Source organism: Microbacterium sp. C23T, from assembly GCF_053345975.1.
Map to the genome: position 1 here is coordinate 76,010 of NZ_JBKFBD010000013.1, position 12,915 is coordinate 88,924.

Sequence of the window (12,915 nt, forward strand, 5' to 3'; positions counted from 1 at the left end):
GGACCCCTCGCACATGGTCTTCCAGGGCTCGAGCGCCGCGATCTCGCACACCGGCAAGGTGCGCTCCAACAACCAGGACTCCGGGTACGCCGGCTCCAACCTGTTCGTCGTGGCCGACGGCATGGGCGGACACGCCGGCGGCGACGTCGCGTCGAGCCTCGCGATCTCGCGTCTGGAGGGTCTCGACCGCCCGTTCGACTCGACCGCCGAGGCGGAGCGGGCGCTGCGCGACGCGATCTCGGATGCCGCGGTCGACCTCGTCGACACGGTCGGGGTCCGGCCGGAGCTGGCCGGCATGGGCACCACGGTCAGCGCGCTGATCATGGTGGACGACTACGCCGTGATCGCCCACATCGGCGACTCGCGCATCTACCTGTACCGCGACGGCGCCCTCACGCAGATCACCACGGACCACACCTTCGTGCAGCGCCTCGTCGACTCGGGCCGCATCACGCCCGAAGAGGCGCGCTACCACCCGCGCCGCTCAGTTCTCATGCGCGTGCTCGGCGACATGGACACCGATCCCGAGCTCGACACGTTCATCATGCCGACGCAGCCGGGCGACCGCTGGCTGCTGTGCTCGGACGGCCTGTCGGGCGTGGTCGACGACCCTCACACGTCCAAGGCGCTCGGGCTGGGTCTCGCCCCGGGCCGCACGGCCGACAACCTGCTGAAGCAGGCGCTGGACGGCGGCGCCCCCGACAACGTCACGATCGTCATCGTCGACGTCGGCGGGCAGCATCCGCTCTTCTCGGGAACGCCCACCATCGTGGGCTCCGCGTCCAACCCGGTCGGCGTCGAGGTGCCCGCGGCCGCGCCGCGGCGTTCGAGCTGGCTGCACCCGAACCGCCAGGCGGCGAACGAGCCGACCCACTTCGAGCCGGCACCGGAGTTCCTCGAAGAGCTCATCGAGGAGGACCGGCGACGGGCACGTCGGCGCCGCATCGGCTGGATCGCCGGCGTCGCGCTCGTGCTCGTGATCATCGCCGGAGCCGCCTGGATCGGCTACCAGTGGACCCAGACCCGGTACTACGTCGGCGCCGACGAGGACACCGTCGTCATCTACCAGGGCGTGCAGCAGAGCATCGGGCCGATCTCACTGTCGACCCCGTACGAAGACACCGGGATCCCGCTCGATTCGCTCTCGGACTTCGCCCGTGCGACGGTGGAGCAGACCATCTCGGCGAACTCCCTGTCGCACGCGCGGCAGATCGTGTCGGGAATCAGCGACCTGGCGGGAGGCGGCGGATGAGCGCCTCCACAGGCACGCCGACCGACGCGGTCTCGACCGACACCGCCGTGGTGCGGGCGCTGCGCCGCATCCGGGTCCCGCAGACGCAGCGCAACCGCGAGCTGGCGCTGCTGATCTTCGCGTTCGCGATCAACGGCTCGGCGATCGCGCTCGTGCAGCTCGGCTCCGAGGGCGTGATCGACTGGACGTTCCTCGTCTACTGCGGCGGGCTCACCGCCCTGGTCATCGCGCTGCACATCCTGCTGCGCCTGCGCGCCCGCGCCGCCGATCCGTTCGTGGTCCCGATCGCGACGCTTCTCACCGGTCTCGGGCTCGCGATGATCTACCGGCTCGACCTGTACTGGGACCGCCACGGGTGGGACGCGTTCTCGACGCGGCAGCTCGCGTGGGCGGCGATCGCGCTGGTCGCGGCGATCCTCGTGGTGCTGTTCCTGAAGAACTACCGCGTGCTGTTCCGGTACACGTACATCTTCGGGTTCGTCGGCATCGTGCTGCTGATCCTGCCCGTGATCCCGGGCCTCAGCGGCGGCGGCAACGCCGACGTGTGGGTCGACTTCGGCTTCTTCACGTTCCAGCCCGGCGAGCTCGCGAAGATCGCGCTCGGCATCTTCTTCGCGGGCTATCTCGTCCGCACGCGCGAGAGCCTGACCTCGACGGGCACGCGCTTCCTCGGCATGACCTGGCCGCGCGCCCGCGAGCTCGGCCCGCTGCTCGTGATCTGGCTCGTGTCGCTCGGCATCATCGTGCTGCAGCGCGACCTCGGAACCGGCGTGCTCATCTTCGGCATGTTCGTCGCGATGCTCTACGTCGCCACAGGCAAGACCAGCTGGGTGCTCATCGGCGTCGTGCTCGCGGTGTCGGGCGCGTTCCTCGCGTCGCGGATCCTGCCGTATGTCGGCGCGCGTTTCAACAACTGGCTCGACGCCTTCAACCCGGAGCTGATGGACAATTCGAGCTACCAGCTCGTCAACGGCATCTTCGGCATGGCGAACGGCGGGCTGCTCGGCACCGGCCTCGGCCAGGGACGGCCGTACCTCACGCCCGTCGCGGAGAGCGACTACATCCTCCCGGCGCTGGGCGAGGAGCTCGGGCTCATCGGCGTCTTCGCGATCCTCTGCCTGTACATGGTGTTCACGAGCCGCGGCATCCGCATCGGCCTCGCCGGGCAGGACGACTTCGGCAAGCTCCTCGCGACCGGCCTCTCGTTCACGATCGCGCTGCAGGTCTTCATCATGGTCGGCGGCGTCACACGACTCATCCCGCTCACCGGCCTCACGACACCGTTCCTCGCGGCCGGTGGTTCGTCGCTCGTGGCGAACTGGATCATCGTCGCCCTGCTGCTGCGCATCTCGGATGCCGTCCGCAGCCGGCCGAGGGTGGTGATCGGCTAGATGACCAATCAGCACACGTCGAAGAGCGGGAGCTTGCGAGCGCGAATCGCCCGAAGGGGGCGATCATGACAAAAGAGTTGAGAAGGCTCAGCATCCTGATGCTGATCATGTTCCTCGCGCTGTTCGGGTCGACGAGCTGGATCCAGGTGATCCAGACCGACGAGCTCGCCGCCAACCCCGCGAACCGCCGGGCGCTCTACGACTCGTACGAGGTCCAGCGCGGATCCATCATCGCGAGCGGTTCGGCCATCGCGTCTTCCGTGCCGTCCGGCGACCTCTACAGCTGGCAGCGCGTGTACACGGATGCCGACATGTGGGCGCCCGTCACCGGCTACATCAATCCCGCCCTGAACTCGGCGACCGGCATCGAGCAGGCGATGAACCAGGAGCTCAGCGGCACGGCGGGATCGCAGTTCCTGTCGCGCGTGGAGCGCATCTTCACCGGGCAGCCGCCGCGCGGCTCGAACGTCGTGCTGTCGCTCGACGCCGACGTGCAGCGCGCGGCCTACGAGGCGCTCGGCGACCTGCAGGGCGGCGTCATCGCGATCGAGCCGTCGACGGGCCGCATCCTGGCGATGGTGACCAGCCCCAGCTACGACACGAACGTGCTGGCCTCGCACGCCACCGGCGAGGTGAACGCCGCGTACGACGCCCTGGTCGCCGACCCCGGCAAGCCGCTGTCGAACCGCGCGATCGCGGGCGACCTCAACCCGCCGGGCTCGACCTTCAAGCTCGTCGTCGCCTCCGCGGCCCTCGCCTCGGGCGACTACACGCCCGCATCGACGCTCCCGAACCCCGCGACCTACCAGCTGCCGCAGTCGTCGAGCGTGGTGCACAACGCGAGCGGCGGCACGTGCGGCGGCGGCGACACCGTCACTCTCGCCGACGCGCTGCGGCTGAGCTGCAACATCCCGTTCGCGGAGCTCGCCGTCGAGCTCGGCGACACCGCGATCCGCGAAGAGGCCGAGAAGTACGGCTTCAACCTGTCGTTCGAGCTGCCGCTCATCTCCACGCCCTCGGGCTACCCGCGCACGATCCAGGACGACGCGCAGACCGCGCTGAGCGGCTTCGGCCAGGGTCAGGTCACGGCGACGCCGCTGCAGATGGCGATGGTGTCGGCCGGCATCGCGAACGGCGGGATCGTGATGAACCCGCGCATGGTGGATCGTGTGATCGGCCCGGATCTGTCCGTTCAGAAGACCTTCGACGACAGTGAATTCGGGCGTGCCCTCGACACGGGACTGGCGGACGAGCTGGTGGCGATGATGGTCGCCAATGTCAGTGACGGTGCTGCGTCGGGTGCAAGAATAGACGGGGTCGACGTGGCCGGAAAGACGGGTACCGCGGAGAACACGGGCGATGAGCCGTACACGCTCTGGTTCACCGGGTTCGCACCCGCCGACAACCCCGAGGTCGCCGTCGCCGTGGTCGTCGAAGACGGCGGCAGGCAAGGACAATCGGGCAGCGGCAACACCATCGCCGCTCCTATCGCGAAGAAGGTCATGGAGGCGGTGCTGGGACGATGAGACCGACGCAGGGCGTGACCTTCGGCGGCCGATACGAACTCGATTCGCGCATAGCGATCGGCGGCATGGGCGAGGTGTGGGAGGCGACAGACCACGTCATCGGACGAACTGTCGCCATCAAGATCCTCAAAGACGAGTACATGGGGGATCCGGGCTTCCTGGAGCGCTTCCGCGCCGAGGCCCGCCACGCGGCGCTCGTCAACCACGAGGGCATCGCCAGCGTGTTCGACTACGGCGAGGAGAACGGCAGCGCGTTCCTCGTGATGGAGCTCGTCCCCGGCGAGGCGCTGTCGACGATCCTCGAGCGCGACGGCTCCCTGTCGACCGACAAGACGCTCGACATCGTGGCCCAGACGTCGGCCGCACTGCAGGCCGCGCACGCTGCGGGCCTCGTGCACCGCGACATCAAGCCCGGGAACCTCCTCATCACGCCCGACGGGCGTGTGAAGATCACCGACTTCGGCATCGCGCGCATCGCCGACCAGGTGCCGCTGACCGCCACGGGCCAGGTCATGGGCACGGTCCAGTACCTGTCGCCCGAGCAGGCGTCGGGGCACCCGGCTTCCCCGGCCACCGACATCTACTCGCTCGGCATCGTCGCGTACGAGTGCCTCGCAGGCAAGCGCCCGTTCACGGGCGAGTCGCAGGTCGCGATCGCGATGGCGCAGATCAACGAGCAGCCGCCCGCGCTGCCCGCGACGGTCGCCGTCCCGGTGCAGAACCTCGTCATGGCGATGATCGCCAAGAAGCCCGAAGAGCGCCCTGCTTCGGCTGCCGCCGTCGCGCGCGCCGCCACGGCTCTGCGCCGCGGCGATGTCGCGGCCGCCGCAGCGGCCGTCCCGGCGATCGCGGGCGCCGCGGCCGCGGGCGACGCCGCCACACAGCTGCTCGCCTCCGGCTCCGACACCTCCGCGGCCACGCGCCTCATGCCCGCGCCGGGCGAGGAGCCGGTCGAGGAGACCACCGAGAAGAAGAAGCGCAGCCCGTGGACGTGGCCGCTGATCGCGCTCATCGCGCTGCTGCTGCTCGTCTTGATCGGGACGATCTGGGCCGTCGTCGCGAATTCGGGCAACGAGCCCGAGCCCGACCCGACGAAGACGTCCGCGTCGCCCTCTGCGACGCCGACCGACACGCCGACACCCACGCCGACCACGGCGAACGTCGTCGCTGACGACTACGTCGGGCAGGACTGCGCCACCGCATCTGCCGCGCTCGACGCGATCGGACTCGGCGCGAGCTGCCAAGAGGGCAACGCCGCGCCCGACGAGGGCAGCGTGGGCAAGATCTACAGCGTCTCGCCGACGGGCAACGTGCCGAAGGGCACGATCATCGAGCTGACGGCATACGCCGGGCAGACCCCGATGCCGGCGCCCTCCACCCCGACCTTCCAGGGATCGCCGGCGACGGTCGAGCCCGGCGGCACCCTGACCGTGATGTGGGACGGCTACACCTGCCCGTCCGGCACCGGCTCGGTGAGCTCGTACACCTTCACGGTGCAGAACGGTACCATCGCCAATGGCCCGAACTTCCCGCAGAACGCGCGCAACGCGACGGTGACGGCGGGAGACGCGGCCGGTCAGACCGTGATCGTCACGTACACCGTGACCTGCAGCGGCGGCACGGCCGGCAACCGCACGTCGGGCGCTTCCGGCGAGGCGACCGTCCTGATCGAGGCCGCGGCTCCGATCCCGACGCCCACGCCGTGAGCTTGGCTGAGTGAGTCCTCCGAGCGGGTCGTACGGCACGTGCGACCCGCTCGGGCTCGGCTAGTGTGGCTGATGTTCCAGGCAGGGAGTGACCGTGACAGCTGAGCCGCGCGTGCTTTCGGGGCGCTATCGCATCGATGAGCCGATCGGCCGGGGTGGCATGGCGAGCGTCTATCGCGGCTACGACCTCACGCTCGGCCGCGAGGTCGCGATCAAGATCCTCGACCGCGAGCTCGCCGACGACAACGCGTTCCGCACGCGGTTCCGCCTCGAGGCGCAGGCGGCCTCGCGCATGGCCCACCCCACGATCGTGCGCGTCTACGACGCCGGCGAAGACTCTCTGACGGCTCCCGACGGCACGGTGCGTCCGGTGCCCTTCATCGTCATGGAACTCGTCAAGGGCCGGCTCCTCAAGGAGATCATCGCCGCGGGCCCGGTTCCGGTGACGGATGCCGTGCGCTACGTCGACGGGATCCTCGAGGCCCTCGAGTACTCGCACCGCGCCGGTGTCGTGCACCGCGACATCAAGCCCGGCAACGTCATGGTCACCGACGCCGGCCAGGTGAAGGTGATGGACTTCGGCATCGCGCGCGCGGTGTCGGACTCGTCGTCGACGGTCGCCGAGACGACGCAGATCCTCGGCACCGCCGCCTACTTCTCGCCCGAGCAGGCCAAGGGCGAGCCGGTCGACGCCCGCGCCGACGTGTACTCGACGGGTGTGGTGCTGTACGAGCTCCTCACCGGGCGCCAGCCGTTCCGCGGCGAGTCGCCCGTCGCGGTGGCATACCAGCACGTGAGCGAGGCGCCGGTGCCGCCGTCCGAGGTCAACGACACGGTGCCCCGGGCACTGGACACCGTCGCCCTGCGCGCCCTCGCGAAGGACCCGTTCCAGCGCTACCAGGACGCCGCGGGCTTCCGCGAGGCACTCGACGCGACCGTCGACGGCCGGCAGCCCTCCAAGCGCCAGGTGGGCGCCCTCACGAGCGAGCTGTACGGGCCCAACCCGCGGCAGGCCGCCGAGACCGCGCGGTCGCTCCGCCAGCTCAGCACCGACACCACGATGAAGCGCACGCAGGCCGGTCCGCCGGTCGCGTGGATCTGGGCAGGCGTGGCGCTGCTCGCCGTGCTGCTCATCTCCCTGCTGTTCTGGGTGCTCACGATCCAGCCGCGCGACGACCTCCCGGGCAACGTGCGCGAGGTGCCGGACGTGTCGGGCATGACCTACGAGCGCGCGAACGACACCCTCGCCGAGTCGGACCTCCGCGCGATCCGCGTGGACGAGGAGAGCACCGAGGTCGCGGCGGGCAACGTCATCCGCACCGATCCCGAGGCGGGGACGTCCGTCGCGCCCGATCAGCAGGTGAAGGTCTACGTGTCGACCGGGCAGCAGATGTCGACAGTTCCGACGCTCACCGGCCTCGGACAGGATGCGGCGACCTCCGCCATCACCGGCGCCGGGCTGCAGCTGGGCACCGTCACGCAGCAGAACGACAAGGATCTCGCCGCCGGCACTGTGATCTCGAGCAACCCCGTCGACGGAGCCAGCGTGCCCACCGGCACGATGGTGAACCTCGTCGTCGCCTCGGGCCGCGTGGCCATCAACGACGTGCGCGGGTACACCGTCGATGCGGCGACTCGTGAGCTCGAGAACCTCGGCCTCACGGTGATCCCGGCGGAGGACGCGAGCTGCGCGGGCTCCACCCCGCCGACGGTGTCGTCGCAGTCCCTCACGCCCGGGGATGTCCCGGTCCACTCCGAGATCACCCTGACCTACTGCACGGGCGCCTGACCCGCGGGGAGGCGACCCGCGGGCGACGACCCGGGGTCTCAGCGCCTCGGGTTCAGCGCCGCGCCGCGAGCCGCGGCATCCGTGTATCCGATCGAGGCGAGCCAGTTGCCGAGCAGGCGGTAGCCGCCCTCGGTGAGCACGCTCTCGGGGTGGAACTGCACCCCGAGGATGGGCGCGGTCCGGTGGGCGACGCCCATGATCACCCCGCTCGCCGTGCGACTCGTGACGACGAGCTCGTCGGGGAGGGTCTCGGGCACGATCGCGAGGGAGTGGTAGCGCGTGGCTGTGAACGGGTCGGGCAGCCCGGTGTACAGGAGCGAGCCGTCGTGGTGCACGAGCGAGGTCATGCCGTGCATGAGCTCGGGCGCGTGATCGACCGTGGCTCCGTACGCCTCGCCGATCGCCTGATGACCGAGGCAGACACCGAGGAGAGGGATGCCGCCCGCCGCCGCCGCGCGGACCACCTCGATCGACGCGCCGGCGTCGGCGGGCGTGCCGGGGCCGGGGGAGACGAGGACAGCCGGCCGGCCCGCGACGTCGCGTGACGGATCGGTGAGGGCGTCCGCCTCGACGAGGTCGGTGTCGGCGCCGAGCTCGTGAAGGTACCCGATCAGGGTGTGCACGAAGCTGTCGTGGTTGTCGACGACGAGGATCGCCGCCGACGAGGAGAGGTCGGTCACGACGACAGCGACGTGAGAGTCGACGCCGCGGGCAGGGTGACCGTGACCTCCTGCGGGTTCACGAACTGACTGACCCAGGGGAAGGCGTAGAAGAGGAGGCCGTACAGCACCGCGGCGATCAGCACGAGCAGGATGAGGACCCGCACCCACCACGGGCCGGGGAGGATCCGCCACAGACCCGCGTACATCAGGCCACCGCCTGGAGGGAGGCGGGCTCCTCGCCCGACGCCGTGCGGGGGGTGAACGACTCGAACACGCCGTACGCCACGATGCGCTCGGTCATCGCGTACATCGGGCTGCAGCTGGTCAGCGTGATGTAGGCGGTGCCTGCGGGGACGTCCATCTGCTGCGGCACCGGCAGGAGCACCTCGACCTCGTTCGGCTTGACGTACTGGAGCGTGCGGAAGCGGTACGTGTACCAGCCCTCCTGCGTCTCGACGACGATCGCGTCACCGACGTGGAGGTCGGCGATGCGGTTGAAGGGCTTGCCCCACGTGGTGCGGTGCGCGGCAAGGGCGAAGTTGCCCGCCTCGCCGGGCATCTTGGTGCCGGGGTAGTGGCCGATCCCGATGGGGTCGAGGGTGCGAGCCCGCGTGACGCCGCCGGCCATCGGCACGGCGTAGTCCGCACCGAAGCGCGGGATCCGCATGATCGCGAAAGTCTGGCCGTCTGCGGGCTCAGCCAGTACGGGCGGAGGGGCGGTGACGGGCACGGGGTCGGTGCCGGCGTCGGTGCCCGCGTCGGTCGGCGCGGGCGCGGCCGCCGAGTTCTGCTCGTCGAACTGCGCCTGCCACTCCTGCGACAGCTCGGTGCCCTCGGCGTTGCGCTCGGCGCCGTAGATGAGATCGCCCACCCAGAGCTGCCACACGACATAGAGCAGCACGATGACGCCGGCGGTGATGAGGACCTCGCCGATGACGCCGACGACCGACGTGCGCCGGCGCGGGGTTCGGACCCCGCGGGCAGCTCGCCTCGGGCCGGGCAGCACGTCATCCACAGGTGGATTCTAATCAGGGCGGGCTGTGGCGTGGCTGGCAGTTAGACTCTTGTGCATGGCACGACCCGGCAAAGACGACGACTCGCTCGTCGAGCGCGCAGAAGGCGAAGCCGCACCCAACCCGGTGTGGTTCAAGCCGATCATGATCGGACTGATGCTCATCGGTCTGGTGTGGATCCTCGTCTTCTACTTGAGCGGCATGGCGTTCCCGATCCCCGACATCGGGGCGTGGAACCTCGTCATCGGCTTCGGCATCGCCTTCATCGGCTTCCTGATGACGACGCGCTGGCGATAAGCGACACTTCGAAAGAGAAACCCCGGTCTACGACGACCGGGGTTTTTCCATGTCCGGATGCTGCGGATCCGGCCGATCCGGAGTTGTTAACAACTCTGTTAACACCTGTGAATTACACCGGTGTGATTCTCCCCAGGGTGTGGATGGACCTGTGGATAACTCTGTTCAGAGGATCACGAACGCCGGGAAGAAGACCGGTACGAACAGGAGCGCCACGAGTCCTGCGCCGACCGCGACGAGCAGCCCGATCTGCAGCCCGCGCTGGCGTACGGCGCGCGTGCGCGTGTAGATGAATGCCACGAGCAGACCGACGACGAGCCCGCCGACGTGCGCCTGCCACGACACGTTGAATCCGGGAATGAACCCGATCACGAGGTTGATTCCGAGCACGAGCGCGATGCCGGCGATGTTCGCGCCGATGTGGCGGCCGATGACGAGGAGCGCGCCGAAGAGGCCGAAGATGGCTCCGGATGCCCCGACCACGGGCGTCGTGAACGACAGGAGTGTGACGGCGACCGAGCCGCCGAGCGCGCTCAGCAGGTAGAGCGTGAGGAAGCGCCAGCGGCCGAGGAGCGGCTCGAGACTGCGTCCGATCATCCACAGGGCGAGCATGTTGAGTCCCACATGCCAGATGCCCGAATGCACCAGAGCGACGGTGAGCAGACGCCAGGGCTGGGAAGTGCCACGGAACTCGGGGTAGAGCAGCGGCGCCCAGTAGTACAGCGCGTCCTGGATGGCGCCGCCGACGCCCGGGATGAGCGTGAGGAGATAGACGAAGGCCGTGATCGCGATGATCGAGTAGGTCACGATGGGCCGGCCGGACGACGCCGACATCGCACGAGGGCGCGACCACCGCCGTTCGGCCTTCTTCTGCGCCGGCGACTGCGCCTTCTGCTGATCGCGCAGGCACTCCGGGCAGATGACCCCGACGGCACCCTGCGTCTGGCACTCCGGGCAGATCGTGCGCAGGCACCGCTGGCACAGCACGAAGCTCTGCCGGTCGGGATGCCGGTAGCAGAAGTTGTCGCGGTTGCGCTGGAAGTCCTGCGTGCTCACGGGGGACCCGTCTCTGTCTCGCCTGGGCTCAGGGATGCGGATGGCCCGGGGCAGCGGTCGCCGCCCCGGGCCGGATGACGCTCGCGCTCAGACGGCGACGACGTCGATCGACTCGATGACGACGGGCTCGACCGGGCGGTCGCCCGCGGCGGTCGGCACCTCGGCGATCGTGTCGACGACGGCCTTCGATGCGTCGTCGACGACCTCGCCGAAGATCGTATGCTTGCCCTGCAGCCACTCCGGGCCGCGGCCGCCCTGGCCGGGGACGGTGATGAAGAACTGCGAGCCGTTGGTGCCCTCGGGCTGGCCGGTGATCGCGTTGCGGCGCAGACCCGCGTTCGCCATGGCGAGCTTGTAGGGAGCGGTGAAGGTGAGCTCGCCGCTGATCTCGTCGTTGAAGTTGTAGCCCGGGCCGCCCACGCCCTGACCGAGCGGGTCGCCGCCCTGGATCATGAAGCCCGAGATGATGCGGTGGAAGATGACGTCCTTGTACAGCGGGCCTTCGCCCGGCTTGCCGGTCGCCGGGTGCGTCCACGCCTGCGAACCGTCGGACAGGCCGATGAAGTTCTGCACGGTGCGAGGAGCCTGGTCGCCGAACAGGTTGACGACGATGTCGCCGTAGTTGGTGTGGATCGTTGCGACAGCTGTGTGAAGCGGCATTTCTACATTGTCTCAGAGTTCCCTGCAACCCCTCCCGTCTCAGCGGTGGTCTGGCAAGATGATGAAGAGACCGACATCCCCACCACAGGGAGGGCAACCGTGAGCGTCAGCCGCAAGCGCAAGAAGGAACTCGAGAAGCTGCAGAAGCAGGCCGGAAACCTCTGGGAGGCCCAGCAGGTTCTGGTCGGGGAGGCCGCGACCGTCGCCCGAGAGGCGAGCCGTCAGCTCGGTCACTACGGTCGCGAGCAGGTCAAGCCGCAGATGCAGGCCGGGTACGACAAGTACGCCGCCCCCTATGTCGACAAGGGCAAGAAGGTCGTGAACAACACGGTCATCCCCGCAGCGGGCGCCGTCGTCGGCTCCGCGCTGTCGGTGTGGGACGCCGCCAACGAGCAGCGCTCGCACCTCGCCGCCGGACGCGGGTTCACCGTGCCGTCGTCGTGGGCGAAGGCCGCGCCGGTTCCGGCGAAGAAGGGCATCGGCGCCGGCGGCGTGATCGCCATCATCCTCGGCATCGCCGCCGCGGTGGGCGTGCTGTACGCCGCGTGGCAGACGCTGCGCGCCGACGACGAGCTCTGGGTCGCAGACGACCCGCTGCGCGCACCGGATGCCTGAGCCCACCACGGGTGAGGCTCTGACGGGCGTCGACCGCGTTCGCGCGGCGGCGGCCGAGCGCGGCCTCGAGGTCGAGATCCGGGAGCGTCCGGCGGCGAACAGCCTGCCGGAGGCTGCCGCGATCCTCGGCATCCCACCGTCGGGCATCGTGAAGACGCTCGTCGTCAAGCGCAGCGACGACACCTACCTGTTCGCCCTGATCCCCGGCGACCGGGCGATCTCATGGCCGAAGCTCCGCGCCATCGTCGGCGTGAACAAGCTCCAGCTGCCGGATCCTGCCCGCGCTCTCGCGGCGACGGGCTACGAGCGGGGGACCATCGTGCCGCTCGGCAGCACGCACGACTGGCCGATCTACGCCGACGCCGAGATCGCGGGGCAGCGCATCGCGATGGGGGCCGGCGCCCACGGCTACAGCATGTTCGTCGACGCCGACGCGCTCATCGCCGCCTACGGCGCGACGGTCGCCGACATCTCGCAGCCCATCGACTGACGGCATCCGGCATCCCTCAGTCCGGAGACGGCAGCTCGATCCCCGCCATCTCGAGGGCGATGTCGACGAGCTTGACGCGTTGCAGCGCGCGGACCTCGGGGAGCGTGAACCACTCGGCGCGATCGGTCGACCCGTCGGTCTCGTTGCGCAGGCGCCCGCCGGTGATGCGGGCGCGGTAGACGATGCGCAGCGTGTGCAGCGGCAGGTCCGCGCCCGGCTTGAGGCGGCGCCCCGGCGGGATCACGCGGGAATGGATGCCGAGGAGCCCGTCGAGCTCGACGCGGTAGCCGGTCTCTTCCTTGACCTCGCGGCGCGCGGCGCTCTCGGGGTCCTCGCCGGACTCGAGGCCGCCGCCGGGCATCGTCCACGCAGCGCGACGACCCTCGTTCCAGTGCGCGAGCAGCAGGCGGTCGTGATCGTCCACGATCACCGCGTAGGCCGCGACGCGCAGGTCCATG

General features: G+C 69.6%; 14 protein-coding genes. 8 read left to right on the plus strand and 6 right to left on the minus strand.

The features are described from left to right. The first annotated feature begins 13 nt into the window (after positions 1-13). From ACLBXX_RS09205 to pknB, 5 genes are all read left to right on the plus strand, one after another. Positions 14-1,252: a PP2C family protein-serine/threonine phosphatase gene (locus tag ACLBXX_RS09205; protein ID WP_447657782.1), complete on the plus strand. Its 1,239-nt coding sequence runs from the start codon at positions 14-16 to the stop codon at positions 1,250-1,252. Continuing rightward, entirely contained in the window at positions 1,249-2,643 is a 1,395-nt protein-coding gene (locus ACLBXX_RS09210; RefSeq protein ID WP_310286877.1) for an FtsW/RodA/SpoVE family cell cycle protein, read from the plus strand. Before ACLBXX_RS09205 ends, ACLBXX_RS09210 begins: the two co-directional genes overlap by 4 nt. 65 nt (positions 2,644-2,708) lie before the next feature. Continuing rightward, a complete protein-coding gene (locus tag ACLBXX_RS09215) occupies positions 2,709-4,169 on the plus strand; it encodes a peptidoglycan D,D-transpeptidase FtsI family protein (RefSeq protein ID WP_310286875.1) in 1,461 nt (486 codons plus the stop codon). Beyond that, the gene (locus tag ACLBXX_RS09220) at positions 4,166-5,875 is read left to right on the plus strand and encodes a serine/threonine-protein kinase (protein ID WP_447657783.1); all 1,710 of its coding nucleotides are present in this window, start codon (positions 4,166-4,168) and stop codon (positions 5,873-5,875) included. The genes ACLBXX_RS09215 and ACLBXX_RS09220 overlap by 4 nt, the downstream gene beginning before the upstream one ends. Before the next feature lie 94 nt (positions 5,876-5,969). Beyond that, positions 5,970-7,664, plus strand: a complete 1,695-nt coding sequence (gene pknB, locus ACLBXX_RS09225) for a Stk1 family PASTA domain-containing Ser/Thr kinase (protein WP_447657784.1) — start codon at positions 5,970-5,972, stop codon at positions 7,662-7,664. A 38-nt stretch (positions 7,665-7,702) separates the two neighbouring features. Here pknB and ACLBXX_RS09230 read toward each other — a convergent pair whose 3' ends face one another. From ACLBXX_RS09230 to ACLBXX_RS09240, 3 genes are read right to left on the minus strand one after another with little or no spacing between them, the layout of a single operon-like run. Beyond that, entirely contained in the window at positions 7,703-8,344 is a 642-nt protein-coding gene (locus ACLBXX_RS09230; protein ID WP_447657785.1) for an anthranilate synthase component II, read from the minus strand. After that, positions 8,341-8,532: a hypothetical protein gene (locus ACLBXX_RS09235; RefSeq protein WP_447657786.1), complete on the minus strand. Its 192-nt coding sequence runs from the start codon at positions 8,530-8,532 to the stop codon at positions 8,341-8,343. The genes ACLBXX_RS09230 and ACLBXX_RS09235 overlap by 4 nt, the downstream gene beginning before the upstream one ends. Then, positions 8,532-9,341, minus strand: a complete 810-nt coding sequence (locus tag ACLBXX_RS09240; protein ID WP_447657787.1) for a class E sortase — start codon at positions 9,339-9,341, stop codon at positions 8,532-8,534. The genes ACLBXX_RS09235 and ACLBXX_RS09240 overlap by 1 nt, the downstream gene beginning before the upstream one ends. A 55-nt stretch (positions 9,342-9,396) precedes the next feature. Between ACLBXX_RS09240 and ACLBXX_RS09245 the strand changes: the two genes are divergently transcribed. Further along, positions 9,397-9,636: a cell division protein CrgA gene (locus ACLBXX_RS09245; protein WP_045301992.1), complete on the plus strand. Its 240-nt coding sequence runs from the start codon at positions 9,397-9,399 to the stop codon at positions 9,634-9,636. Positions 9,637-9,801: 165 nt separating this feature from the next. Here ACLBXX_RS09245 and ACLBXX_RS09250 read toward each other — a convergent pair whose 3' ends face one another. Both ACLBXX_RS09250 and ACLBXX_RS09255 read right to left on the minus strand, forming a co-directional pair. Beyond that, positions 9,802-10,692 (minus strand): rhomboid family intramembrane serine protease, encoded by an 891-nt coding sequence (locus tag ACLBXX_RS09250; protein WP_447657788.1) that lies wholly within the window; start codon positions 10,690-10,692, stop codon positions 9,802-9,804. 87 nt (positions 10,693-10,779) lie between these two features. Next, positions 10,780-11,352, minus strand: coding sequence for a peptidylprolyl isomerase (locus tag ACLBXX_RS09255; RefSeq protein WP_447657789.1), 573 nt, complete (start codon positions 11,350-11,352; stop codon positions 10,780-10,782). 99 nt (positions 11,353-11,451) lie between these two features. Here ACLBXX_RS09255 and ACLBXX_RS09260 point away from each other — a divergent pair, with 99 nt between their 5' ends. Both ACLBXX_RS09260 and ACLBXX_RS09265 read left to right on the plus strand, forming a co-directional pair. Continuing rightward, positions 11,452-11,967 carry a DNA helicase gene (locus tag ACLBXX_RS09260; RefSeq protein WP_447657790.1) on the plus strand — a complete coding sequence of 172 codons (516 nt, stop codon included), beginning with the start codon at positions 11,452-11,454 and terminating at the stop codon, positions 11,965-11,967. Beyond that, entirely contained in the window at positions 11,960-12,457 is a 498-nt protein-coding gene (locus tag ACLBXX_RS09265; protein ID WP_310286861.1) for an aminoacyl-tRNA deacylase, read from the plus strand. The genes ACLBXX_RS09260 and ACLBXX_RS09265 overlap by 8 nt, the downstream gene beginning before the upstream one ends. 16 nt (positions 12,458-12,473) lie before the next feature. Here ACLBXX_RS09265 and ACLBXX_RS09270 read toward each other — a convergent pair whose 3' ends face one another. Next, positions 12,474-12,914, minus strand: coding sequence for an NUDIX hydrolase (locus ACLBXX_RS09270; RefSeq protein WP_447657791.1), 441 nt, complete (start codon positions 12,912-12,914; stop codon positions 12,474-12,476). Between the last annotated feature and the right edge of the window lies 1 nt (position 12,915).